27 protein-coding genes, 2 pseudogenes and 1 other annotated feature are annotated in these 23,620 nt (G+C 42.9%); of the genes and pseudogenes, 26 read left to right on the forward strand and 3 right to left on the reverse strand.

Going from position 1 to position 23,620, the window contains the following annotated elements; all coding sequences use genetic code 11:
• The 22 genes and pseudogenes from E4T80_RS07705 to aroQ form a co-directional block, all read left to right on the forward strand.
• Positions 1-110: pseudogene (locus E4T80_RS07705) on the forward strand (IS1595 family transposase); the annotation flags it as partial.
• 46 nt (positions 111-156) lie between these two features.
• Positions 157-1,317, forward strand: a complete 1,161-nt coding sequence (locus E4T80_RS07710; RefSeq protein ID WP_135056920.1) for an Ada metal-binding domain-containing protein — start codon at positions 157-159, stop codon at positions 1,315-1,317.
• 220 nt (positions 1,318-1,537) lie between these two features.
• A complete protein-coding gene (locus E4T80_RS07715; protein ID WP_135056923.1) occupies positions 1,538-2,002 on the forward strand; it encodes a methylated-DNA--[protein]-cysteine S-methyltransferase in 465 nt (154 codons plus the stop codon).
• Positions 1,986-2,582, forward strand: a complete 597-nt coding sequence (locus E4T80_RS07720) for a GNAT family N-acetyltransferase (RefSeq protein WP_167740707.1) — start codon at positions 1,986-1,988, stop codon at positions 2,580-2,582. The genes E4T80_RS07715 and E4T80_RS07720 overlap by 17 nt, the downstream gene beginning before the upstream one ends.
• 2 nt (positions 2,583-2,584) lie before the next feature.
• Positions 2,585-3,217, forward strand: coding sequence for a ThiF family adenylyltransferase (locus E4T80_RS07725; protein ID WP_135056929.1), 633 nt, complete (start codon positions 2,585-2,587; stop codon positions 3,215-3,217).
• A gap of 47 nt (positions 3,218-3,264) precedes the next feature.
• Complete coding sequence (locus E4T80_RS07730) at positions 3,265-3,522, forward strand: hypothetical protein (RefSeq protein ID WP_135056932.1); 258 nt, start codon at positions 3,265-3,267, stop codon at positions 3,520-3,522.
• Between the two features lies 1 nt (position 3,523).
• Positions 3,524-3,739 (forward strand): hypothetical protein, encoded by a 216-nt coding sequence (locus E4T80_RS07735; protein WP_135056935.1) that lies wholly within the window; start codon positions 3,524-3,526, stop codon positions 3,737-3,739.
• Positions 3,712-4,416, forward strand: a complete 705-nt coding sequence (locus E4T80_RS07740) for a class I SAM-dependent methyltransferase (RefSeq protein WP_135056938.1) — start codon at positions 3,712-3,714, stop codon at positions 4,414-4,416. The genes E4T80_RS07735 and E4T80_RS07740 overlap by 28 nt, the downstream gene beginning before the upstream one ends.
• Before the next feature lie 71 nt (positions 4,417-4,487).
• Positions 4,488-4,634, forward strand: coding sequence for an XRE family transcriptional regulator (locus E4T80_RS07745; protein WP_135056941.1), 147 nt, complete (start codon positions 4,488-4,490; stop codon positions 4,632-4,634).
• A gap of 73 nt (positions 4,635-4,707) precedes the next feature.
• Complete coding sequence (hemG, locus tag E4T80_RS07750) at positions 4,708-5,232, forward strand: menaquinone-dependent protoporphyrinogen IX dehydrogenase (protein ID WP_135056944.1); 525 nt, start codon at positions 4,708-4,710, stop codon at positions 5,230-5,232.
• 86 nt (positions 5,233-5,318) lie between these two features.
• A complete protein-coding gene (gene mscL / locus E4T80_RS07755) occupies positions 5,319-5,720 on the forward strand; it encodes a large-conductance mechanosensitive channel protein MscL (RefSeq protein WP_047976133.1) in 402 nt (133 codons plus the stop codon).
• 141 nt (positions 5,721-5,861) lie between these two features.
• Positions 5,862-7,778 carry a heme lyase NrfEFG subunit NrfE gene (gene nrfE / locus E4T80_RS07760; protein ID WP_135056947.1) on the forward strand — a complete coding sequence of 639 codons (1,917 nt, stop codon included), beginning with the start codon at positions 5,862-5,864 and terminating at the stop codon, positions 7,776-7,778.
• Between the two features lie 84 nt (positions 7,779-7,862).
• On the forward strand, positions 7,863-9,080 hold the full coding sequence (locus tag E4T80_RS07765; RefSeq protein ID WP_135056950.1) for an ATP-binding protein: 1,218 nt from the start codon (positions 7,863-7,865) through the stop codon (positions 9,078-9,080).
• 3 nt (positions 9,081-9,083) lie between these two features.
• Entirely contained in the window at positions 9,084-9,620 is a 537-nt protein-coding gene (locus tag E4T80_RS07770) for a redoxin family protein (protein ID WP_047976130.1), read from the forward strand.
• Complete coding sequence (gene nrfF, locus E4T80_RS07775) at positions 9,617-10,012, forward strand: heme lyase NrfEFG subunit NrfF (RefSeq protein ID WP_135056953.1); 396 nt, start codon at positions 9,617-9,619, stop codon at positions 10,010-10,012. The genes E4T80_RS07770 and nrfF overlap by 4 nt, the downstream gene beginning before the upstream one ends.
• The gene (locus E4T80_RS07780) at positions 10,003-10,764 is read left to right on the forward strand and encodes a TPR domain-containing protein (protein ID WP_135056956.1); all 762 of its coding nucleotides are present in this window, start codon (positions 10,003-10,005) and stop codon (positions 10,762-10,764) included. The genes nrfF and E4T80_RS07780 overlap by 10 nt, the downstream gene beginning before the upstream one ends.
• A 98-nt stretch (positions 10,765-10,862) precedes the next feature.
• Complete coding sequence (gene argC, locus E4T80_RS07785) at positions 10,863-11,810, forward strand: N-acetyl-gamma-glutamyl-phosphate reductase (RefSeq protein WP_135056959.1); 948 nt, start codon at positions 10,863-10,865, stop codon at positions 11,808-11,810.
• Positions 11,811-11,818: 8 nt separating this feature from the next.
• Positions 11,819-12,670 (forward strand): acetylglutamate kinase, encoded by an 852-nt coding sequence (gene argB, locus E4T80_RS07790; RefSeq protein WP_135057089.1) that lies wholly within the window; start codon positions 11,819-11,821, stop codon positions 12,668-12,670.
• Entirely contained in the window at positions 12,667-13,854 is a 1,188-nt protein-coding gene (locus E4T80_RS07795; protein WP_135057092.1) for an aspartate aminotransferase family protein, read from the forward strand. The genes argB and E4T80_RS07795 overlap by 4 nt, the downstream gene beginning before the upstream one ends.
• A 127-nt stretch (positions 13,855-13,981) precedes the next feature.
• A complete protein-coding gene (locus E4T80_RS07800) occupies positions 13,982-15,283 on the forward strand; it encodes a hemolysin family protein (RefSeq protein ID WP_135057095.1) in 1,302 nt (433 codons plus the stop codon).
• Positions 15,284-15,286: 3 nt separating this feature from the next.
• Positions 15,287-15,628, forward strand: a complete 342-nt coding sequence (locus E4T80_RS07805) for an arsenate reductase family protein (protein WP_135056962.1) — start codon at positions 15,287-15,289, stop codon at positions 15,626-15,628.
• A 10-nt stretch (positions 15,629-15,638) separates the two neighbouring features.
• On the forward strand, positions 15,639-16,079 hold the full coding sequence (gene aroQ, locus E4T80_RS07810) for a type II 3-dehydroquinate dehydratase (protein WP_135056965.1): 441 nt from the start codon (positions 15,639-15,641) through the stop codon (positions 16,077-16,079).
• A 45-nt stretch (positions 16,080-16,124) separates the two neighbouring features.
• Here the strand turns inward: aroQ and cgtA are convergent, their stop codons facing one another.
• From cgtA to E4T80_RS07825, 3 genes are all read right to left on the reverse strand, one after another.
• A complete protein-coding gene (gene cgtA, locus E4T80_RS07815) occupies positions 16,125-17,303 on the reverse strand; it encodes an Obg family GTPase CgtA (RefSeq protein ID WP_135056968.1) in 1,179 nt (392 codons plus the stop codon).
• A gap of 169 nt (positions 17,304-17,472) precedes the next feature.
• Positions 17,473-18,138: a 7-cyano-7-deazaguanine/7-aminomethyl-7-deazaguanine transporter gene (locus tag E4T80_RS07820; RefSeq protein ID WP_135056971.1), complete on the reverse strand. Its 666-nt coding sequence runs from the start codon at positions 18,136-18,138 to the stop codon at positions 17,473-17,475.
• Positions 18,139-18,605: 467 nt separating this feature from the next.
• Positions 18,606-19,463 (reverse strand): phosphoribosylaminoimidazolesuccinocarboxamide synthase, encoded by an 858-nt coding sequence (locus tag E4T80_RS07825; protein ID WP_135056974.1) that lies wholly within the window; start codon positions 19,461-19,463, stop codon positions 18,606-18,608.
• Between the two features lie 168 nt (positions 19,464-19,631).
• Positions 19,632-19,754, forward strand: a sequence feature (His leader region).
• 24 nt (positions 19,755-19,778) lie between these two features.
• On the opposite strand from E4T80_RS07825, the gene hisG reads away from it, so the two are divergent.
• The 4 genes and pseudogenes from hisG (at position 19,779) to rhuM (ending at position 23,602) form a co-directional block, all read left to right on the forward strand.
• On the forward strand, positions 19,779-20,675 hold the full coding sequence (gene hisG / locus E4T80_RS07830) for an ATP phosphoribosyltransferase (RefSeq protein ID WP_135056977.1): 897 nt from the start codon (positions 19,779-19,781) through the stop codon (positions 20,673-20,675).
• Positions 20,676-20,713: 38 nt separating this feature from the next.
• Positions 20,714-21,325 (forward strand): LysE family translocator, encoded by a 612-nt coding sequence (locus E4T80_RS07835; protein ID WP_135056980.1) that lies wholly within the window; start codon positions 20,714-20,716, stop codon positions 21,323-21,325.
• An 18-nt stretch (positions 21,326-21,343) separates the two neighbouring features.
• Entirely contained in the window at positions 21,344-22,633 is a 1,290-nt protein-coding gene (hisD, locus tag E4T80_RS07840) for a histidinol dehydrogenase (RefSeq protein ID WP_135056983.1), read from the forward strand.
• Between the two features lie 46 nt (positions 22,634-22,679).
• A pseudogene (gene rhuM, locus E4T80_RS07845) lies at positions 22,680-23,602 on the forward strand (RhuM family protein).
• Positions 23,603-23,620 lie beyond the last annotated feature (18 nt).

The following is a 23,620-nucleotide window of genomic DNA, read 5'->3' on the forward strand; positions in this document are numbered from 1 at the left end:
AAGAGCATTTTGAACTGTATTTGAAGGAATGTGAATGGCGTTTTAACCACAGTGAAATAAAAGTTCAATTTTCCATTTTAAAACAATTAGTAAAGCAGAATTTATTCTAGTTATCTAGTACAGCCCCAAAAAGTAATGAAAAGATAAGATTATCTTATGGAAACTATTCCTCTTTATATTTACCAGCAAGCAAGGCTCAGCCGGGATCCAAGATTCGATGGGAAGTTTTTCATTGCGGTAAAATCTACGGGCATTTTTTGTCGAACTATATGTCCAGTAAAACTGCCTCTAGAAAAAAATGTAAAATATTTTAATACTAGAGAAGAAGCGATTGAAGAAGGATTTCGTCCTTGCTTACGTTGTAAACCTGAATATTCACCAAAATACAATGATATTTCTAAACAATCAATAATAGTTAATAATATTATCTCAAAGATTCAAGCAGGAGAATTAATAACATCGCCTATCACTAAAATTGCAGCTAAGGTTTTTACCTCTCCGCGAAACCTAAATAAAATGTTTGTTAAATATTGTGGTATGTCATTAAAAAAATTCCAGAATATTAATAAAGCGATCTTTGCGCAAAAGCTACTGACCCAATCTAATCTATCAATTATTGAGATTTCTAATTTATGTGGTTATAGCTATATAACGGGATTATACGAGTTATTGTATAAACATACAAAAATTTCTCCAGGAAAAATAAAATCTATGAATGAAAAAAAGAAAGTAAACTTTCTTACAAAAGATAAGGAAGTGCACATCAGAATTCCATATTTTATGAATTATGATTGGAGCTATTTTTTATCATTTCAATCTAAAAGATTGATTGCTTCAGTAGAATCTATTGATGGAAATATGTATAGCAGAAATATCATATTTAATGGAATATATGGAAGATTTAGAATTTTTCCTGAGAATAAATCATTTAATATCTTCCTTTCAAATAACTTACTTCCCGTTTTACCAGAAATTCTAAGACATATTTCTGAGATGTTTGACTTAAATAGCAATATAGCTTTGATAGAAAGTAGTTTATCTTCTGCTTACCCAGAACTAACTATAAAACCTGGACTTCACATTCCAGGAGTATTTTGTCCGTTTGAGGCAGGTGTTAGAGCTATATGTGGACAACAAGTGTCAGTCGCAGCTGCAACTAACCTACTTAATCAATTTGTTACGATATTTTCAAGACTTGATAAGTATGGTAACACTTATTTCCCTTTACCATCAGATATTAAAAAAGACTTATTAAACAAACTTAATACAATGAGTTCAAAAAAGCAACATTTTATTCATTTTCTCAATGGTGTTTAAATCATAATATTGAAGAAGATATTGATGATTTAATATCAGTTAAGGGAATTGGAAAATGGACTATTAACTATATAAAGCTAAGAGCATTTAATCATTCTGATATATGGATGGGTAGCGATCTAGGGATTAAAAAAGCAACAAAGAAATTGGTATCATTTAATGAAGAAAAAGCAGCTCCGTGGAGAAGTTATCTCAGCATTCAATTATGGAGTAATTTATAATGTTATTTAGTGATCAACTTATATGTCCAGAATCATTTCCCTGGAAATTTGCTGATATTATATCTTCTGATACCTCTATTGTATCAATATTATTCTCGAATAAAAAACTAGATACTAATCCTAATGATATTACGCATGAGTGTAAATTACAATTATCTAAATATTTTAACAAAGAGTTAGTAGATTTTGAATTACCCCTCATTGAAGCAAAATCAAATTTTTTCAAGTCTGTTTATATTGAGTTGTTAAGAACTCCCTGTGGCATAACAACTACCTATAAAAAAATTGCAAAAAATCTTGGTTCAGCTAAAAAAGCAAGAGCTGTTGGACTCGCCTGTGCAAGTAACCAAATTTCAATAATTATTCCATACCACAGAGTGTTAAACTCGGCTAATCAATTGAATGGGTATGCGGGAGGTTTATCAGCAAAGGCATGGTTACTTGAACATGAAAAAAATTTTTAAATCTTTAGAAAGTATACAAAGCAATAGCAAGAAGTTTAAGGCTCTTGAGAACTTAAATTTATATATTGAAAATAACCTTAAACTAGTTGAGTACCCTAATTTTGCTAGAAAAAGGCTGCCAGTATATAAGTTTTGGTATGAAGTTTATTATGAAGAGATGAGAAGGAATATAACAGACCTTAATCATTCTAGAAGAATTATTTTTGACGATTTAGAGCCAAATTCCTTGTTATTTTGTTTTCTAGATAATGATAAAGTTGTTGGAAGTGTTCGTTTATCCACTATGAATGATGTTAGAAAATCTCATTACATAGATATGTTAAAAGATATTTTTAATAATGATTATGTTTTTCTAACTAAACTTATCGTGAGTAAAAATTATAGGAATGCTAGTCTTGGCAAAGAATTAATAAGAATAGCTGAGAATTTAGTTTACAAAAGTAATAAGCGTTATTTAATATTAGATTGTAATGATTATATGATACCTTACTTTGAAAATTCAGGATTTCAATTATTAACAAATTTTGCAGTAACAAGCCCACACTATGGAAACGTCTATTTAATGTTAAAGGAAATCTAAATATGACTATTTTATTACAAAGTCAAAAGCATGATGAAATTTACTCAAAGAGAGTAAATCGAACAATACCTTTTTTAGGAATTGATGAAGAGGAGCAACAAGAAGCCCAATATCGTTTATCTCAAGCAACTGTTGGTATTGCTGGGGCTGGAGGTATAGGAGGAGCAATGGCTGTTCGTTTAGCTCGGTTTGGTGTTAAAAAGATAAAAATAGCTGATCCTGATACATTTGACTATACAAATATTAATCGTCAATTAGGCGCTAATATTGAAAATGTAGGTAAAAATAAAGCCCATGTAGTTGGGGAGATGGCTTATAAGATAGCCAAAGATGTCGATGTTGAGATTTTTGATGAAGGAATTACACGGCAGACTGCAGGAGAGTTTGTTAGGGACTGTGATTTAATTCTTGATCAAGTCGACTTTTCACTAATAGATGAAAAATTTGCTTTACATCAAGCATTTAGAAATGAAGATAAATGTAAGATGATTTTAGCCTGCTCAGTTATTGGTTGGAGTGCGCATTTATATAAATTCCTTAAATCCAGTTTACCGATTGAAGAGTGGTATTCCTTTTCAGATACAGAATCCATAGTAAGTCTTGCCAATAGCAATAAGACACAGAGAGGATGCTAAAATTGTGGTCTCCACGTTTTCCTCTATTTCCCTCATTTAAAAAGATAATGGGATGGATTAAAAAAAATGATAGTCTCCCAATATTCGCAGGCTCTCCTCCTGTTGCAGAAGGATTGTTAACACAAAGAGCTATTTTATGCTTAATAGATAAAGAATACCCGCCCTATGCAACAACTTTACCACCAATTCCCTCAATTTATATTTATGATGCTGCACAATTACAAGGCGATATATATTTGTCTGATGGCGATATAAAAAATCAAATAGAGATTAATCGTTTTAATTCAATACTTGGAGGAAAATAACGTGGAAAATAATAAAACTCATGCAGATATTATAGAAAGTGCTAGCGTTACTTCACTAATGCGCTTTTTGCTTTCAGGTAAAAATGAAAAAGTTCCAAACCCAGACTCATACGGTCGGTATTTTGTTAATGGTAAATGGGCTAAATTTCTAGATAATATAGATAATTCAAAATTTGAAATGCAAAAAAATTGCCTGGATGCCTTTATTACCATTTAATTAGGACACTTAAGTTTGATGAATCCTTATACAAGTGGTTATACTCTCACAAAAATTCTCAGGTAATAATTCTTGGGGCTGGATTTGATTCTCGTTCTATGAGATTCGCCCAAACACTTAATGAAATGAATACTGTTTTATTTGAGGTTGATCTTAGTGCCATGTTAGATTTCAAACTAAAAATAATTACTAAATATAACCTAAAAACTAATAATGCCTATTATCAAGTACCGTGTAATTTTAATGATAGGCAGTTAATAAATTGTTTTAAAGAATATGATATATCCCCTCAAAAACCTACATTAATATTATGGGAGGGAGTTACTTATTTTTTACCTGAGTCAGTTATAAAAATGGTTTTAAAAGAACTTAGACATTATTTTTCTTCTGAATTACAGATAACTTTAGATTATGCCTATAGAGATTATGTGGAGGGTAACTTAAACTATTATGGTGCAAGGGAATTATATGATGTATTAGTAGAGATAAATGAGCCTCATTTTTTTGGGCTTAATTTTAATGAAAGTGAAAATTTTTTTGAACAACTTGGGTTTAATACAAAGGAGAATCTTTCTGCGATGATGCTTGAATCTAAATTTTTACGAGATAATTTTGGTCATTCTGTTGGGCTTCCTCATGTATTTAATGCTATGGCTGACATAGTTTCAGATAAATAGGGAAATAATACTATGTCAAAGGAAAAATTTAAATCATTACATGATAAAAATCATTTTTTATAATTAGGTAATTGCCAGAATTTTCCATCTTCCCTATTAACAAGGTAGAAACGGGCGATAGACGCTTGGATATTTTTGAGTTTATCGCCTATTGCAAAGGCTTAGGGCTTGATCCCATTCAACTGCTGCAGGAAATTGAGCGAAAATTTGGCAATTAAGCCGAAAACACGCGGTGAGATTTGTTCGATTTTTTGCAAAATCCGTTAGAATAGTCAGCGTAACGGAGGCACAATGAAAACCCTGATTCTTTATCTCACTCAAGACGGGCAAACCCGCAAAATCGCCGAAAAAATGGCACAGATTATCGGTAATACCACCCTTATTTCCCTCAGAGAACAACCTGATTTACCCGAAGCACATTTAAGTCAATTTGACCAAATTATCATCGGCGCATCTATCCGCTACGGGCATTTCGACCCGATATTAGAACGCTTTATTCAGCAGCATTATGCGTTGCTTAACGCAAAACGCTCCGCCTTTTTTAGCGTTAATCTTACCGCCCGTAAAGCCAACCGCAACACGCCGCAAACGAACACTTATACTCGAAAATTATTGGAACGCATTGCGTGGCAACCAACTTTTGTTGAAGTATTTGCCGGTGCATTATTGTACCCTCGCTATCGCTGGTTCGACCGTATGATGATCCGTTTTATTATGAAAATCACCCAAGGGGAGACGGATACCCGCCGAGAGTATGAGTACACCGACTGGCAACAGGTCGCCCAATTTGCGGAAAAACTGCGTAAAGTTGCTTAAAGAGAATACACAATATTAACAATTTCATTATAATTGCGCCCAAATTGCAGTCGGGCAATTGATGATTGGATAATTAGGAAAACTAAATGAGCATTTTAAAAGAGTTCCGTGAATTTGCGGTAAAAGGTAATGTAGTAGATTTGGCGGTCGGTGTGATCATCGGCGGCGCATTCGGTAAAATCGTGTCTTCTTTAGTCAGTGATGTCATTATGCCACCTATCGGCTGGTTAATCGGCGGCGTCGATTTCAAGGATTTGGCGATCGTATTGCAAGAAAAACAGGGCGAAACCGAAGCGGTAATGTTGAAGTACGGTGCATTTATCCAAAACGTTTTTGACTTCTTAATCATTGCAATGGCAGTATTCGCAATGGTGAAAGTGATTAATAAGTTGAAAAAAGCCCCAGCTCCGGAGCCGGAAAAAGCCCCTGAACCTACCGCAGAAGAAAAATTACTCACCGAAATTCGTGATTTATTAAAAAATAAATAACCGATTTTCTTTAAAATCCACCCGTTGCGGTGGATTTTTTGTTCCAGCTCAATTCACAGGGGATTAAACGAGATTTCCCCTTTATTTTACTCTCGGCAAGCGGTTAGAATACCGCTGTTTTTTGCAAATGACGGATCGCTTATGCTTGCCGAACTGGGCTATTTTTGTTTGATTTTCGTGGTGGGCATTGCTGCCTTACAGGTGTTGTTTTCAGTGGTGGGAGAAATAACACGCCGAGCGGATTTGCTCGGTCTTAATCCACTGTTAAGCGGCATTCAATCACTCCTCTGCCTCACTGCCTTTGCCTGCCTTGCCTACGGTTTTTTAACGGACGATTTTTCTCTCAGTTACGTTGCCGCCCACTCTAATTCGCAATTACCCGCTTTTTTTAAGTTCGCAGCAACTTGGGGCGGGCACGAGGGTTCAATGCTATTCTGGCTGACTGCGCTTGCCTTGTGGACAGGGGTATTTTGCCTATTTTCCGGAAAAATCGACCGCTTGTTTGCGCACCGCACCCTTGCGGTACTAGCGTTGATCATCTTTGGCTTTGCACTGTTTATTGTGTGGGTATCCAATCCGTTTGAGCGTCAATTTCCGCCGCCACCGCAAGGGCGGGATCTTAACCCAATGCTGCAAGATATAGGCCTGATTTTTCACCCGCCGTTGCTCTATCTCGGCTATGTCGGCTTTGCAGTCAGCTTTGCAATGACGGTGGCAATGTTGCTGGGCGGTGTATTTGATTATGCGATTGCCCGTTGGATTCGCCCGTGGACAATGATTGCGTGGGGTTTTCTCACCGCCGGCATTTTGTTGGGTGCGTGGTGGGCGTACTACGAACTGGGCTGGGGCGGTTGGTGGTTTTGGGATCCGGTTGAGAATGCCTCTTTAATGCCGTGGCTGCTCGGCACGGCGTTAATCCACAGTTTGATCGTGAGCGAACAGCGGGGCATTTTCAGCTATTGGACAATCCTGCTCGCTATTTTTGCCTTTGCCTTGAGCTTACTCGGCACATTTATTGTCCGCTCCGGTGTTTTAACCTCGGTGCACGCTTTTGCGGTCGATGCCGATCGGGGCATTGCACTGTTGGTTTTATTCTTCAGCCTCAGCTTTGTTGCGCTCTCGCTTTTTGCCCTTAAAGTAAATCTGTGGCAGGGAGAAGTGCGTTTCAAACTGCTATCCAAAGAGACGGCGTTGCTTACCCTCAACAGCTTATTTGCCTTGGCAACCGGCGTGGTGATCCTCGGCACATTTTACCCGATGATTTTCAGCGCAATGAACTGGGGGGCGATCTCGGTCGGTGCGCCCTATTTCAACAGTATCTTTACACCTTTAGCCCTCATATTGCTTGGCATAATGGGCTTTGCCACGATTTTACGCTGGAAAAGCCTGCCGAAAAAAAGGGTATGGCAGCGGTTGTCCTTGCTGCCGATTGCGGTTCTGCTTAGCCTTGGGTTGAGCTACCATACGGTTGCACAGCAATCCGCGCACATCGTTTCGCCCCTTGCGACCCTGTTTATCAGCCTAGCGATATGGGTTGGTCTGACGCACATTCCTTATCGGCAATTTATGTGGCAGATCCGACCGCTTGCAATGCGGCTTGCTCATATTGGCTTTGCGATTTGTGCGATTGGGGCAATGATGAACAGCTATTATGGCGATGAAATCGGGGTACGTTTGAAACCAAATGACACGGCAAGTTTAGCGGGATTTCACTTCCATTATGCCGAACACCGGTATGATGTCGGGCAAAATTACACTGCTGAAATTGCCGCCTTTACGATTAGCGATCGCCAACATCGACCGCTCGGCACGGTTTATCCTGAACGGCGTTACTACGATATTCGCACAATGACAATGGCGGAAGTCGGCTTGGCACACAAAGGGTTGGACGACATTTATATTGTGATGGGCGATAAGTTCGGCAATAAAGAGTATGCGTTCCGTTTGCACTATAAACCCTATGTCCGTGCCTTGTGGCTCGGCGGTATTTTGATGGTGTTTGCCGCATTGCTGGCAATGGTTGGCTATCGGCAGAAAAATCTGTTGTCTGTCAAATAACAAAAGTGTTCATTTGTAATAAACAATTTTATTTGTTAGTATTAAACAAATTTGTTTGATAGTGATAAACAGAGAGGGGAGACTATGATGAGAAAATCCGATCTGCTGGCAGCCATTGAAAATCAGCAGAGCAGGCTCGTATTGCAGAAAAGCTACCCGCGTAAAGCATTGAAAAACCTAAATTTATTGCCTGATTTTGCGCTGATAGTATCGGGTATTCGCCGCTGTGGAAAAAGCACATTACTGGCTCAGTTACTTTCAGAGCAGATTTTGCAGGTACTGTTTATCAATTTTGATACACCGACATTGTTTGATTTTCAGTTTAACGATTTTCAGCTGTTAGATGAAATTATTCAGGAAAAGCAGGCAAAAATACTGTTTTTTGATGAAATTCAAGCGGTTGAAAACTGGGAAATTTATGTAAGAGGTAAGCTCGATCAGGGCTATCAAGTGGTAGTAACAGGCTCAAACGCTTCACTATTAAGTCGTGAATTAGGCACAAAATTAACAGGGCGGCATATTACCGAAGAGCTATTTCCCTTTTCTTATATAGAGTTTTGTGAATATCTAAATAAACCGTTTGATGCAAGTTCTGTAAAAGACTATTTAACGCAAGGCGGTTTTCCGCAATATTTAACCTTGCAGAAAAATGAGATTTTAGAAATGTTAATTAACGATATTTTATATCGTGATATTATCGTGCGGTATAATATTCGTAATGAAACGGCGATTAAACAGTTACTGTTATTCTTAGCAGGGAATGTGGGTAATTTAATTTCTGCAACTAAATTAAAAGCCCTCATCAATATTACCAGCACGGCGACAGTACAGGAATATTTATCGCATTTAGAAAAAAGCTATTTAATTTTTCTGTTACCCAAATTTAGTTATTCTTATAAATCTCAATTAGTCAATCCGCGCAAAATCTACTTTATTGATAATGGGTTACAACAGGTTATCAAGCCTTCTTTCACTGATGATTGGGGTAGAAAATTAGAAAATGCTGTATTTTGGTCGTTACGTCAAAAAACACAAGAACTTTATTATTTTAATGAAAATAACAAAGAGTGCGATTTTATTTTTTGCCAGAACAATACACCAAAACAGGCAATTCAAGTATGCCTAACATTAAATGCAGAAAATAACCGTCGAGAGCAAGAAGGGCTATTAGACGCAATGCACTATTTTAATTTGGATAAAGGCTATATTATTACCCTCGATCAAACGGATAAAATACTTATTGGGAATAAAGTGATTGAAGTTCTACCATTTTATTCTGATTGGCTGTCATATTTGGAATAAACAATGAAAAAAGCGCTTCTCTTTTTACCCTTAATTTTATTACTGGCGGTGGTCTTTTTTTTAGTGGTTCAACTGAAAAATCCGGATAATCTTGCACCGAGCGAAGATTGGAGGGGCAAGCCGTTTCCGGAATTTAGCCTGCCACATTTGCAGGATATAAATGCGGTGCTTAGCAAAGAGAGCTTGCCGAAAGAGCCGTTTATTTTGAATGTGTGGGGCAGTTGGTGTACTTGGTGCATTAAAGAGTTTCCGATACTCTTGGCAATGAAAGACAAGGGCGTGCCGATTGTGGGGCTGACTTACGCCGATCGCCCTGACGATGCCCGCCAAGCTCTTAAAAAATGGGGAGATCCTTTTGTGTTCGTGATCGATGATTACGCTAAAGCAATGCTGATCGGCACTTTAAATATCAATTCCGCACCCACCAGCTATTTAATTGATAAACAAGGGGTGATCCGCTATCAGCAAAAAGGCTATAACCCTAATTTTGAGCAGGATTTTCTGCCCCGTTTAGAGCAACTAAGGCAGGAAAGCCGATGAAAACACACTTATTCGCACTGGGGCTTGGGCTAACTCTTTTTGCCCAAGCTGAAATGGTCGATACCTTTCAATTTCACTCCGATGCCGACAGAGTGCGGGGCGTGGCATTGGCAAAATCGCTCCGTTGCCCGCAATGTCAAAATCAGAATTTGGTGGAATCCAACGCCAGCCAAGCCTACAAACTGCGTTTGGAAGTATATGAAATGGTTAATCAAGGCAAAAGTGATGCGGAAATTATCCGACTGATGACCGAGCGTTTTGGGGATTTCGTCAATTATAAACCACCGCTCAATAAGCATACTTGGGCGCTATGGGGGCTACCTTTCGGCTTGCTTGCAGCAATATTAGCGGCGATTGCTTGGCGTGTTAAAAGGAGATCAAAATGCCATTAAGAGATCGGTTAAACCAAGCGCATTATCAGCAAGCGGTTCGATCCGCCCGCTTTTTTGAAAAAGACGAGCAGCAGGCGTGGCTGGCTGAAGTTGCCGATCGCCACGCATTTGAACAGGCACAGCAAGCGGCATCGGCTTTGCAACAAAATGCGTCAAAACGACCGCTTGCAAAACGTGCTGTGTGGGCGTTAGCCGGTGTGTTATTACTTTGCAGCGGTTATTATTGGCAGACAGGGCGTTTGCAGATTGTACAAGCGGGGCAGCAAGCCTTTAGCGATTTTCAACAGCAGACCCAAAACGAAGATAGCCAACAACGCAACGATCACTATATTGTCAGCCTACAAAATCAACTCCGCCAAGATGTGAATAACGGCGAGCTTTGGCTGGAACTGGGGCAAGCCTACTCGCTGAATAATGAGTTTGAATCGGCGTTGATCTGCTTTGATTATGCCCGACGGCTACTTGGGGCAAAGCCCGCTATTTTAGGCGCAATGGCGAGTGCCGATTACTATCAACACAAACAAACGCTCACCCCACAGGGTAAGAAATGGATTGAACAGGCGTTGTTGCGTGATCCGAAAGAGAGTACCAGCCTATTGCTCCTTGCCTCTAATGCCTTTTTGCACAATCAATTTAGTGAGGCAATCGGCTACTGGGAACAGGTGCTGGAGAGTGAAAATCCGGCGATCGATCGTCAGGCGATTATCAAAAGTATCAAAATGGCACAGCAACGGATTACGACATCAAAATAAATATAAATTCATTTTTATTGCATAATTATTCATTTTAGCTTGTCATTCGGATCAAATCTGCATACACTAGCTTGCAATTCATTTTGACAGGAGTTGCAATGGCACAATATCGCATTTTTGTGGACGGCGCAGTCGGCACAACGGGGTTGCGTATCCACGAACGCTTGAGCAATCAGGCGGACATTCGGCTTTTAACTCTCGCAGAGAACGAGCGGAAATGTTTAACCGCCCGCCTCGCTAAAATCCGTGAAGCCGATCTCACATTTCTTTGCTTGCCCGATGAAGCAGCACGCGAGATTATTGCTTTAGCCCCCGATACTGCCCGCATTTGCGATACGTCCACAGCCCACCGCACTCACGCCGATTGGGTTTACGGCTTAGCGGAATTAAGCGGTCAGCGGGAAAAAATTGCATCAGCAAAACGGGTTGCCGTGCCGGGCTGCCACGCCACCGGCTTTATCAGTCTGATCCGCCCGTTGATTGAGCGGCAAGCCTTGGCAGCGGATTATCCATTGAGCTGCCAATCGCTGACCGGCTATTCCGGTGGCGGTAAACCAATGATTGCAGACTATCAAGCCACCGATCGCCCCGCTGCTCTTAATGCGCCCCGTCTATACGGGCTCGGTTTACTGCACAAACATTTACCGGAAATGCAGCGGTTTACCGGTAGCCAAGCCGCCCCGATTTTCACACCGGTGGTCGCCGATTATCACAGCGGAATGCTGGTGAGCGTGCCGCTTCCCCTTGCGGCAATCAACGCACCGTTTCGTAGCGGTGAAACCGTTCAACAATTATTGGCAGATTATTACTGCCATACCAAATTGATTCGGGTACAGCCTCACGCTCAAATGGATACAGACGGTATGTTGGCGGCAAACGCATTAGCCGGCAAAGATCACCTTGAGATAAACGTCTTTAGCAACGAACATCAACTTTTGCTGACTGCACGATTCGATAATCTCGGCAAAGGGGCATCGGGGGCGGCAATTCAATGTATGAACTTAATGCTGGGTCGTAACGAAACGGCAGGCTTGGAATGGCACTAGGACAAAATATGCAGACCACACAACTTACTATTCAGCCTCAATCAACGCGACTTGCCCAATACACCGGCAAAACGATTGTGGTGAAATACGGCGGCAATGCGATGATTAACGATACGCTGAAACAGGCGGTAATGCAGGATTTACTTGCACTCAACCAACTTGGGATTAGGCTTGTCTTGGTTCACGGCGGCGGGCCGGAAATTTCACAGGGCTTGAAGCAGATCGGCAAGGAAAGTCAATTTATTCAGGGCTTACGGGTAACGGATCGAGATACGATCGAGATTGTGCTACAAATGTTAGCCGGCAAAGTGAATAAACAGTTGGTTGCCCTATTACAAGGAAAGGGCGTAGGGCTGTCCGGCATTGACGGGGCAATGTTGCAATGCCAAAAATGCACGGCTCACGGCGATCTTGGCTTTGTCGGCGAGATTGTAAACGTCGATCCGACCTTAGTGAAATTAGCACTAGAGAGCGGTTTTATTCCGGTGATCTCAACAGTCGGGGTGAGCAGCGAAGGGGAGATCTACAATATCAACGCTGACACGGCTGCCAGCCAAATAGCCATTGCACTCGGTGCAGCCAAATTGGTCAGTATGACGGATATTGCCGGCCTGTTGAGAGATCCGCAGGATCCGCACAGCCTGATGACGTCGGTGAGCTTAAATGACGTGCAGCAGCTAATAGATAATGGGGTTATTCAAGGCGGAATGATCCCCAAAATTCAAGGTTGTGTCGATTTTCTCACAAATGGCGGCGAGGAAGCCTCAATTATTGACGGGCGGATCGCTCATGCTATTTTCAATGAGTTACTCGGCGAAGAACGTTGCGGCACCACATTATATGGAGCGAATTGTCAATGATAAGCGAGCAGATCAAACAATTAGATAGCCACTATATTGCCCAAACTTACGGGCGGTTTGACTTAGTTTTGAGCCACGGTAACGGCTGCGAGGTATGGGACAGCGAGGGCAACAAATACCTTGATTTTACCAGCGGCATCGGCACGAACAGTTTGGGCTGGGGCGATACGCAGTGGGTCGCCGCAGTTGCACAGCAAGCCGCCAAATTGCAGCACTGTTCCAATCTTTTTTATAGCGAACCGGCTGCGCAATTAGCCGAAAAATTAGCCCAAGCAAGCGGTCTAAAACGGGCATTTTTTTGCAATAGCGGGGCGGAAGCAAATGAAGGGGCAATTAAAACGGCACGCAAATACAGTGCGGATAAATACGGCGCAAATCGCTCGACCATTATTACCCTAGAAAATTCCTTTCACGGTCGTACTCTTTCGACCCTAGCTGCGACCGGGCAGGCGGTGTTTCACCAACATTTTTCGCCGTTTACCGCAGGCTTTGAGCATCTTCCACCCAATGATCTTGCCGCTTTAACCGCTCGGCTTGCCGACAATGATGTTTGTGCGGTAATGCTTGAGATTGTACAGGGCGAGGGCGGTGTTAATTCACTGACACAAGCCTATTTACAAGGCGTACAAGCCCTTTGCCACCAGCAAGATGTGCTGCTGATTATTGACGAAGTGCAAACGGGCATTGGGCGTACCGGCTCACTGTTTGCGTACCAACAGTTTGATTTAACACCGGATATTGTTACCCTTGCCAAAGGGCTTGGCGGCGGCTTGCCTATCGGCGCATTTTTGTTGGGCGAAAAATGCCAAGACACATTGGGGAAAGGCGATCACGGTTCAACTTACGGCGGTAATCCGGTCTGCTGTGCGGCAGCCAATGTGGTATTAGACCGCCTTGATACCGCTTTTCTTAATGAGGTGCAACAAAAAAGCGCTTGGCTGCGAGCACGTTTAGCTGTTTTACCGAAGGTCAAATCCGTCAGCGGTTTAGGGCTAATGATCGGGGTTGAATTTGAGGCGGTCATTGATGCACAACAAATTGTCGCCGAAGGTATTCAGCACGGTTTATTGATGCTGACCGCAAAACAGAAATTGCGCCTGCTCCCGCCATTGACGATCAGCCAGTCAGCTCTTGAGCAGGGGATCGCCATTTTAACCAATATTTTAATATCAAAATCGTTTTAGCCCTTTAACAAGCGGTCGGTTTAGATGATGTTCTGACAAAAAATCATCAAAAAACCGACCACTTACATTTTGGGTATGCTCTCTGTTATACTCTTTCCATTGTGTAAAGTGATTTTAACGGGATATGATGGGACTCTTTGAATCTATTTTGATCATTATTTTATTGATTATCATCAGTGCGATTATTTCCTCAAGTGAAATTTCCCTTGCCGGTTCACGCAAGCTCAAATTGCAGCAATTAGCGGCAAACGGCAATAAAAAAGCCGAGCAAGTGATTGCGTTGCAAGCGCAGCCGGGGCAGTTTATTACGGTGGTGCAAATCGGGCTGAATATGGTTGCCGTCTTGGGCGGTATGATCGGGGAGGGTTCGCTCACCCCTTATGTGCATCAATTTTTAAGTCAGTATAGCCAAGCGGAATGGCTGGAAAGTGCGGCATCGTGGCTTTCATTTGCGATTGTTACGGTGTCTTTTATTATCTTTGCCGATTTAATGCCGAAGCGGTTGGCAATGGCAAATTCGGAAAATGTGGCGATCAAAATGGTCGGGATTATGTCGTTTTTTATCCTGATCTTTAAGCCGTTGGTGATTATTTTAGATGCAACGGCAAATATGCTTTTCCGACTATTACGGATTTCAACCGTCCGCCAAGATACGATGACGTCCGATGACATTATCGCAATGGTTGATGCTGGCGCAGAGGCGGGGGTGCTAAAAACCCAAGAGCAATATTTGATCGAGAATATTTTCGATATGCAGCAGCGCACGGTAACATCGACAATGACGACCCGTGAAAATATCGTCTATTTGGATAAGGGCCTTTCCCGCCAGCAGATATTGGATTCGCTGAGTGAAAATTCCCATTCCAAAGTGGTGATCTGCGACAGTAGCCTCGATAAAATTTTAGGCTATGTGGAATCCCACACTTTGCTGACGCTCTATTTGCGTGGGGAAGAAGTTTCCCTCACCGATAACCGTGTGCTACGCAAAGCACTTTATATTCCCGATACTCTCTCACTATTTGAGGTGCTGGAACTGTTTAAATCCTCGGGCGAAGATTTTGCGGTCATTATCAATGAATATGCGTTGGTTGTCGGTATTGTAACGCTGAATGACGTGATGAGCATTGTAATGGGCGAGCTTGTCTCCAATGAAGAAGAGCAAATTGTCCGCCGTGATGAAGATTCGTGGCTGATTGACGGCTCTACCCCTTTGGAAGATGTGATGCGGGCGTTGGAGATTACCCAATTTCCAAATGAAGAAAATTATGAAACGATTAGCGGATTTATGATGTATATGCTGCGTAAAATTCCGAAAAAGACCGATTTCGTGCTGTACGATAAGTATAAATTTGAAATTATTGATACGGAAAACCTGAAAATCGATCAGTTAATGGTTTCATTGCGTAAAGATTTAAAAAGCGAGGAATAGCCAATGATCACCCTCTATCATAACCCGAAATGCAGTAAATCCCGTGAAACGCTGGCGATTTTGCAGGCAGGCGACGTTGAAGTGCAGATTGTCGAATATCTCAAAACCCCTTTAACGGCACAGACGATTGAGCGGTTAATTCGGGAAAGCGGCATCAGTGTTCAGCAAGCAATGCGAACCGATGTGGCTGCCTATCAGCAATTTATTGCCGAAAAAACATTGAGTGATACACAGTTGATTACATTAATGGCGACCTATCCGGAATTGCTCAACCGCCCTTTTGCAAGCGGTGAGAAAGGCACAAGATTTTGCAGACCGCCTGCATTAGTCAATGAATTATTATAGGGAGGCGATAATGAAAAAGATTTTACTGCTTAACGGCCCAAACCTTAATATGCTCGGCAAACGAGAGCCTCATCTTTACGGGTCGCAAACGTTGTCAGATATTGAACAGCACTTGCAGCAAGCGGCAGCGCGCTACAATCTCGCATTGGATTATTTTCAGTCGAACAGCGAGCAAGCCTTGATAGAACGTATTCATCAGGCTTTTCAGCAGGTCAATTTTATTATTATCAATCCAGCGGCGTTTACCCATACTAGCGTGGCGTTGCGTGATGCGTTACTGGCAGTAGCAATCCCTTTTGTCGAGGTGCATCTCTCTAATGTTCACGCCCGTGAACCGTTTCGCCACCATTCCTATTTGAGCGATATTGCCAAAGGAGTGATCTGCGGCTTAGGTGCAAAAGGCTATGATTATGCGCTGGATTATGCCGCGCATTATTTACAGGCTCACTAAAACAAAAGGCACAGCGTTTAACTGTGCCTTTCTCATTCCTATTGATTAAGGTTTATAGATAATCTCGACACCTTCATCGTCTTCTTCCGTCCAACCGTCATCGTCCAGATCGTCCCAATCCTCTTCTGTAATCGGATTTTGCATCGCTTGTTGGTGGTAATCGTCCCACTTAAAGGCAACCACTTCCGTAGCCGGTTTTTCTTCGGCGTCAAGGCGAGGGTTAGCCTCGATAAAATCCATAATATCACGGGTAAGGGCTTGCACATTTTGACCGGTGGCGGCGGAAATAAGGTAATAATCGCCCTCCCAGCCGATTTGTTCGGCAATCTCTGCTGCTCTTTGTGCCGCTTCTTCTTCGCCGATCGTATCAATTTTATTAAAGACCAGCCATTGCGGTTTTTCGGCTAATTTTTCGCTATATTGATAGAGTTCCGATTCAATCACTGAAATATTTTGTGCCGGATCACTCTCGTCAATCGGCATAATATCTACCAAGTGAATCAGTACTCGGCAGCGTTCCAAGTGTTTTAAGAAACGGATACCCAGCCCTGCGCCGTCCGCCGCACCTTCAATTAACCCCGGAATATCAGCCACGACAAAACTGCGATCCGAGCCGACTCTCGCCACCCCAAGACTTGGTACAAGCGTGGTAAATGGATAATCGGCGACTTTCGGCTTCGCCGCAGATACCGCACGGATAAAGGTTGATTTGCCCGCATTGGGTAAACCCAGCATTCCGACATCAGCCAACAGCATCAATTCCAGTTGTAAATCCCGCTTTTCACCCGGAGTACCATTGGTTTTTTGGCGAGGCGCGCGGTTTACTGAGGATTTAAAGCGGGTATTGCCTAAACCGTGATAACCGCCTTTTGCCACCAGCATTTTCATACCGTGTCGGGTTAAATCGCCCAGCACTTCCTGTGTATCGTGGTCGATTGCGCGCGTCCCGACCGGCACTCGCAAGGTAATATCTTTGCCCCGATGCCCTGTACAACCGGCACTGCGCCCATTCTCACCACGCCCTGCGGCAAAGCGTTTTTCAAAGCGGTAGTCAATCAGCGTGTTTAAGTTTTCATCGGCAATTAGATAGACATCACCGCCATCACCGCCATCGCCGCCGTCCGGCCCGCCTTTGGGGATAAATTTCTCACGGCGGAAGCTGACACAGCCGTTCCCGCCATCACCTGCCTCAACGCGAATCAAGGCTTCATCAATAAATTTCATTTTAATGTCCTAAAATCTTCTAAAAATGGCGACATTTTAGCAGAGAATTGAAAATGTGGCTAAAGCTAGAGGGTATCACGCGTAAAAATGCACATTTTATTTCAGTACATTTGCTATATATTCAAGGTACTCTCTTTGCAAATTTTCCGCCAAAACGAAGCGCTTGCAATCAGCGTAAATGCAACTTTTTTACCAATACATTCAGCAGTACGCCATAAAGCGGTAAAAAGAGCAGTAGGCTGACGAACAGTTTGAATGCGTAATCCACAAGGCTGATGGTAAACCAATGCTCCGCCATATAAGCATCGCTGCTTTGGTGGAAAGCGACGGCAAAGAACACAAAAGTATCAATAAAGCTGCCGAGAATGGTCGAACACGCCGGTGCAAGCCACCAGGTTTTACCTTGACGCAGGCGGTTAAACACCAAAATATCCAGTAATTGTCCCACAACATAGCCGGCAAAGCTGGCTAGAGCAATCCGAAAGACGAAGAAATTAAACTCGGCTAAGGTACTCAATCCTTGAAATTGCCCTTCAAAGAAAATGACTGAAATAATATAGCTGACCAATAGGGCGGGGAACATCACGATAAAAATAATTTTACGGGCTAAATTTGCCCCGAATACCCGTACGGTTAAATCTGTCGCTAAGAAGATGAACGGGAAAGAAAACGTGCCCCAAGTGGTCGGAATTGCCATTTCGCTAAAGGGAACGGGAATTTCAAAGGCGATCTGCACTAAATAGTTGCTAAGCGTAATAATAAAGATGTGGAAAAACGCCAATAGGCAGAATGAACGGCGCTTTTGCCCGTCCGAGAGGTAATCGAAAAGTGTCATTTTGTTTCCTTTTTGAACAACATAAAATGGGGTGAGGGAACCCAGTTAAAAAGAGGGGCGAAATCATACCGTCCTATTCAAAAAATGCAAGGCGTTTTTTTATTCTTTCAACATGAGAAAGAATGATTCTATCTTAACCATTTTTATGGTCTATATAAAAGGGTAGGTCGCACACAATCTACAATGTGAGGCTTGATCCGAATGTGGAACAAGGTTAAGGGTCATCAACAGATGAAACTTCGGTAGTATCAATATACGGAAGATAAAAAAACAAAGATTGAGCTAGATAATTATCGCAGCTACTAGCTGTAAGTGATTTAATTCTTAAACGGTGAAACATTGCACAGTAGTGATCTGCTTTGACAATTCAAACTCTCACCGACGTCGAGTTCTTATTTTTAATTTAGTCTAAACACAAGCGGTGGGATTTTTGCAAAAATATGCAATGATCACACCGCTTGTATGTTCTACTTAGTCAGTAGATCCAACGCTTCTTGGTATTTTGCCACTGTTTTTTCGATCACATCGGCAGGCACTTTCGGGGCGGGGGCTTGTTTATTCCAGCCACTATTTTCCAACCAATCCCGTACAAATTGTTTATCGAAAGAGGGTGGGTTTGTGCCTTCTTGGTAGGTCTCTACCGACCAAAAACGGCTGGAATCCGGCGTTAACACTTCGTCCATTAAGGTTAATGTGCCGTGTTCGTCTAAGCCAAACTCAAATTTGGTATCGCAGATAATAATGCCTTTCGTGAGTGCATAGTTTGCCGCTTCGGTGTAAAGCGCTAAGGCGGCGTTTTTGACTTGTTGAGCTAACTCTGCGCCGATTTGGCGTTCACATTCGGCATAACTGATATTGATATCGTGATCGCCCACTTCCGCTTTGCTGGACGGCGTAAAAATCGGTTCGGGCAATTTGCTTGCTTCCATTAAGCCGGCGGGTAAAGCCAAACCGCAAATCGTACCGGTTTGTTGATAATCCTTTAATCCGCTGCCGGTTAAATAGCCGCGCACAATGGATTCAATTTTTACCGGCGTTAAGCGTTTGCAAACGACGGCCCGGTATTGCACCGCTTCCGCTTCGGCTTTCGGCAGCACGTCAAAAACGGAGTCGCCGGTGAAGTGGTTCGGCATAATGTGAGCGAGTTTGTTGAACCAAAAATTTGAAATTTGGGTCAAGATTTCCCCTTTGCGTGGGATAGGATCATCTAAAATCACATCAAAGGCGGATAGACGATCGGTGGCGACCATTAACATTCGCTTGTCGTCGATCTCGTAAAGATCCCGCACTTTACCGGAATAGATTTTTTTTAAACTGATTTGCATAGCTCAAGCCTTCTTAGAAATAAAAACAGATGAATTATAACAAGTTACGCAATCGTTTGCTATTTTTTCATTTTTTCTCAAAAAAAGTATTGCATACGCCCAAATTTTTGCGTATAGTCGAAAGCATTCAATTTTGGAGTAAGTTATGACCTTTATTCGTATGAAACATCATCACCATCATTTTCCTGAATAATCTTTCGGGCATTTGGTGTGTTCGGAAGATAACTTCCGAGTACGAATGAAGCACAACACAATTCAACCCCTCGGAAGCGATTTCGAGGGGTTTTTCTTTATCAAAAATAACAGGAACACAATATGACAACCAACAGACTTCGCATTGCAATGCAAAAATCTGGACGGCTTAGCAGCGACTGCCAAACTCTTTTAAAACAGTGTGGTGTGAAAATTAACTGGAACGAACAGCGCCTTATCGCCTATTCCGAAAACCTGCCGATTGATATTTTACGGGTGCGAGATGACGATATTCCGGGGCTAATTTTTGACGGCGTGGTCGATCTCGGTATTATCGGCGAAAATGTGCTGGAGGAAGTGGCGTTAGGGCGGCTCGCCGGCGGTGAAAATGCCGATTACAAACTGCTCAAACGCCTTGATTTTGGCGGTTGCCGTCTTTCCCTCGCATTGCCGAGAGATGCCGTTTATCGCAATATCGCCGATTTAACCGATGCTCGCATTGCGACCTCCTACCCCAATCTGCTCAAACGCTATATGCAGCAACAGAATATCCCGTTTAAAAACTGTCTACTGACCGGTTCGGTGGAAGTAGCCCCAACCGCCGGTTTAGCCAACGCCATTTGCGATTTGGTGTCGTCCGGTGCGACTTTGGAAGCAAACGGCTTACGAGAAGTCGAAGTGATTTACCATTCTACTGCTTGTTTGGTACAGCGTGCGGCTGTGCTCGATTGCAAAAAACAGGCGCTTATCGACCGCTTGCTTACCCGTATTCAAGGGGTGCAACAGGCGGCAGAATCGAAGTACATAATGCTCCACGCCCCAAAAGATCGGCTGGCGGACATTACCGCCCTTTTACCGGGGGTGGAAAATCCGACAATTCTCCCACTTGCCCACGATACTAATCAAGTTGCGATGCACGTCGTCAGCCAAGAAAATCTGTTTTGGGAAACAATGGAAAAACTGAAAGAGATTGGCGCAAGCTCAATTTTGGTGTTACCGATTGAGAAGATGATGAAATAGCACCTGATTTCTTATTATTTAAAATAAAAGGAATACAAATGGCATTATCCCTACTGGTTTATTTCATCCTCTCCAGCCTGCTGATCGCCGCGCTCCCCGGGCCGGCAATGATGCTCACGATTCAAGGCAGCATTGAACGAGGTTGGCGGCAGGGTATGGCAATTACACTGGGTATTTTATTGGGCGATATTGTTCTTCTTATTGCCGTCATTGCTGGGATCGGTGAGCTATTAAGCCAATCCCCGACCGCATTAAGCATAATGGGGATTGCTGTCAACGGCTACTTAATTTACCTCGGTATCATCACGCTTTGGGCGTTGCGTTCACTGCATTTGGCACAAGAAAATCAAGCCAGCCAAACCGATTGGAAAACCGGTTTTTTCATTACTGTGATTAACCCGAAAACCATCGTGTTTTTACTGGCATATTTTCCGCAATTTATGGATGCCGATAGCGATTGGAGCACCACCCGGCAACTGCTGCTATTAGCCGGCTTATTTTTAATTGCCGTGGCAATCGTAATGGGCGGTTACGCCTTGAGCGCCCATTTTGCCAAACGGTTTCTCAACCAACTTTACGTCCGCAAAATAATGACCGCACTTTTCGGCACATTATTGATTTATCTCGGCATCAGCGGTTTTTTAAATTAATACGACAAGGAATTGATTATGCAAACACTTATTTGGAATAACCTCTCCGACACCGAACGGCAGCAAGCCTTAACCCGTCCGGCAATTTCGGCTTCCGATGAAATTAAACAAGCGGTCGGAAATATCCTCGATCTTGTAAAATCACAGGGCGATCGGGCGTTATTTGAGCTGACTGAAAAATTTGATAAGGTCAAATTAGAGAGCCTCACCGTGTCGCAAACCGCTATTCAGCAGGCAGGGGAACGCCTTTCGAGTGAGTTAAAACAGGCAATCCAAACGGCGAAACAGAACATAGCCACCTTCCACCAAGCTCAGCAGCCGCAGGCGGTAGATCTTGAAACCCAAAGTGGCGTGCGTTGCCAAGTACTGACCCGTCCGATTGAACGGGTGGGATTATATATCCCCGGCGGTTCAGCCCCCCTGTTTTCTACCGTGCTAATGCTTGCCGTGCCGGCGCAGATTGCCGGTTGCAAAAAAATTGTGCTTTGCACGCCGCCGCCGATTGCTGATGAAATTCTTTATACTGCTGAGTTGTGCGGTATTGAAACGGTCTATGCCGTTGGCGGTGCACAGGCGATTGCGGCGATGGCGTTTGGAACGGAAAGCGTGGCGAAGGTCGATAAAATCTTTGGGCCGGGCAACGCGTTTGTAACAGAGGCGAAACGCCAAGTGAGCCAACGGCTTGACGGTGCAGCGATTGATATGCCGGCAGGTCCGTCCGAAGTATTGGTGATTGCCGATGAATTTGCCGATCCCGATTTTGTCGCCAGCGATCTGCTCTCACAAGCTGAACACGGGGCGGATAGCCAAGTGATTTTAGTTACAAACAGTGAAACTGTGGCAAAATCGACCGCACTTTCGATTGAAAAACAACTTGCAAATTTGCCACGAAAACAGACCGCTTTCCAGGCCCTTGCTCACAGCCGCATATTTCTTGCCGAGGATTTAGCCCAATGTATTGCGATTAGCAATGCCTATGCACCGGAGCATTTGGTCGTACAAACCGCACACCCGAGAGCCTTGCTCGACCGACTCGATAACGGCGGTTCTATTTTCTTAGGCGCATACAGCCCGGAAAGTATGGGCGACTACGCTAGCGGCACGAACCACGTTCTCCCGACTTACGGCTACACCAAAACCTACTCAAGCCTCGGTTTAGCGGATTTCAGCAAACGAATGACGGTGCAAGAACTCAGCCCGCAAGGTTTTAAAGCCCTCGCCTCAACAGTCATCGCAATGGCCGCCGCTGAGCAGTTGGAAGCTCACAGACAAGCGGTAGAAGTGCGGTTGGCAAAGTTGAATGTTTAATTGCCGAATTAAATTAAGGGCTGATTTTTTATAAATGGAGAACCCAATGCAAAATCCGATTGAAATCTACCAAACTCAAGATGGGCAAACCCAAGTTGAAGTGCGGTTTGACAACGATACTGTGTGGCTTTCACAGGCACAGATGGCAGAACTTTTCGGTAAAGATGTTCGGACTATCAATGAACACATTCAAAATGTATTTGATGATCAGGAACTGCAGAAAGATTCAACTATCCGGAAATCCCAGATAGTTCGTCAAGAAGGGAAAAGGCAAGTTAATCGAGATATTGATCATTATGATTTAGATATGATTATCTCTATTGGCTACCGAGTAAAATCTCCGCAAGGCGTCGCATTTCGCCGTTGGGCGACCGCTCGCTTGAAAGATTATCTTGTTAAAGGCTATGCCTTAAACCAAAAACGCTTGCAACAAAATGCGGTGGAATTGGAGCAGGCGTTAGCACTCATTCAAAAAACGGCACAATCATCTGAATTAACCCTAGCCAGTGGACGTGGTTTGGTAGATATTGTTAGCCGTTATGCACAGACATTTTTATGGTTGCAACAATATGATGAGGGGTTATTGAGCGAACCTAAAACTCAGCAAGGCGGCGTATTACCAAGCCTGAATGAAGCACGTTCTACACTGGCTGACTTTAAACGCCAATTAGTCGAACGGGGCGAAGCGTCCGATTTATTTGGGCGTGAGCGTGATGAGGGATTGGCTGCGATTTTAGGCAATTTAGATCAGACCGTTTTTGGCGAACCCGCCTATCCAAGTATTGAGGCTAAAGCGGCGCATTTTTATTTGTTGATTTTTTATATAGAAATAACCGTTTATTTAACACAGAACATCATCCTGTAATAAATGATACTGGGCTGGCAGCCTTAACATTATTAGTCGCAGAATCTGATCCCAAACAAAAAGAAACACTGATTCGGCTGATTATGCATATGTTAAAAAATTAAACACAATAATAAAACGAG

The organism is Muribacter muris (genome assembly GCF_004569585.1).
Taxonomy (GTDB): domain Bacteria; phylum Pseudomonadota; class Gammaproteobacteria; order Enterobacterales; family Pasteurellaceae; genus Muribacter; species Muribacter muris.

Coding starts and splice junctions, on each gene's coding strand:
- E4T80_RS07710 (WP_135056920.1), top strand. CDS start 157: ATGGAAACTATTCCTCTTTATATTTACCAGCAAGCAAGGCTCAGCCGG.
- E4T80_RS07715 (WP_135056923.1), top strand. CDS start 1,538: ATGTTATTTAGTGATCAACTTATATGTCCAGAATCATTTCCCTGGAAA.
- E4T80_RS07720 (WP_167740707.1), top strand. CDS start 1,986: ATGAAAAAAATTTTTAAATCTTTAGAAAGTATACAAAGCAATAGCAAG.
- E4T80_RS07725 (WP_135056929.1), top strand. CDS start 2,585: ATGACTATTTTATTACAAAGTCAAAAGCATGATGAAATTTACTCAAAG.
- E4T80_RS07730 (WP_135056932.1), top strand. CDS start 3,265: ATGGGATGGATTAAAAAAAATGATAGTCTCCCAATATTCGCAGGCTCT.
- hemG (WP_135056944.1), top strand. CDS start 4,708: ATGAAAACCCTGATTCTTTATCTCACTCAAGACGGGCAAACCCGCAAA.
- mscL (WP_047976133.1), top strand. CDS start 5,319: ATGAGCATTTTAAAAGAGTTCCGTGAATTTGCGGTAAAAGGTAATGTA.
- nrfE (WP_135056947.1), top strand. CDS start 5,862: ATGCTTGCCGAACTGGGCTATTTTTGTTTGATTTTCGTGGTGGGCATT.
- E4T80_RS07765 (WP_135056950.1), top strand. CDS start 7,863: ATGATGAGAAAATCCGATCTGCTGGCAGCCATTGAAAATCAGCAGAGC.
- E4T80_RS07770 (WP_047976130.1), top strand. CDS start 9,084: ATGAAAAAAGCGCTTCTCTTTTTACCCTTAATTTTATTACTGGCGGTG.
- nrfF (WP_135056953.1), top strand. CDS start 9,617: ATGAAAACACACTTATTCGCACTGGGGCTTGGGCTAACTCTTTTTGCC.
- E4T80_RS07780 (WP_135056956.1), top strand. CDS start 10,003: ATGCCATTAAGAGATCGGTTAAACCAAGCGCATTATCAGCAAGCGGTT.
- argC (WP_135056959.1), top strand. CDS start 10,863: ATGGCACAATATCGCATTTTTGTGGACGGCGCAGTCGGCACAACGGGG.
- argB (WP_135057089.1), top strand. CDS start 11,819: ATGCAGACCACACAACTTACTATTCAGCCTCAATCAACGCGACTTGCC.
- E4T80_RS07795 (WP_135057092.1), top strand. CDS start 12,667: ATGATAAGCGAGCAGATCAAACAATTAGATAGCCACTATATTGCCCAA.
- E4T80_RS07800 (WP_135057095.1), top strand. CDS start 13,982: ATGGGACTCTTTGAATCTATTTTGATCATTATTTTATTGATTATCATC.
- E4T80_RS07805 (WP_135056962.1), top strand. CDS start 15,287: ATGATCACCCTCTATCATAACCCGAAATGCAGTAAATCCCGTGAAACG.
- aroQ (WP_135056965.1), top strand. CDS start 15,639: ATGAAAAAGATTTTACTGCTTAACGGCCCAAACCTTAATATGCTCGGC.
- cgtA (WP_135056968.1), bottom strand. CDS start 17,303: ATGAAATTTATTGATGAAGCCTTGATTCGCGTTGAGGCAGGTGATGGC.
- E4T80_RS07820 (WP_135056971.1), bottom strand. CDS start 18,138: ATGACACTTTTCGATTACCTCTCGGACGGGCAAAAGCGCCGTTCATTC.
- E4T80_RS07825 (WP_135056974.1), bottom strand. CDS start 19,463: ATGCAAATCAGTTTAAAAAAAATCTATTCCGGTAAAGTGCGGGATCTT.
- hisG (WP_135056977.1), top strand. CDS start 19,779: ATGACAACCAACAGACTTCGCATTGCAATGCAAAAATCTGGACGGCTT.
- E4T80_RS07835 (WP_135056980.1), top strand. CDS start 20,714: ATGGCATTATCCCTACTGGTTTATTTCATCCTCTCCAGCCTGCTGATC.
- hisD (WP_135056983.1), top strand. CDS start 21,344: ATGCAAACACTTATTTGGAATAACCTCTCCGACACCGAACGGCAGCAA.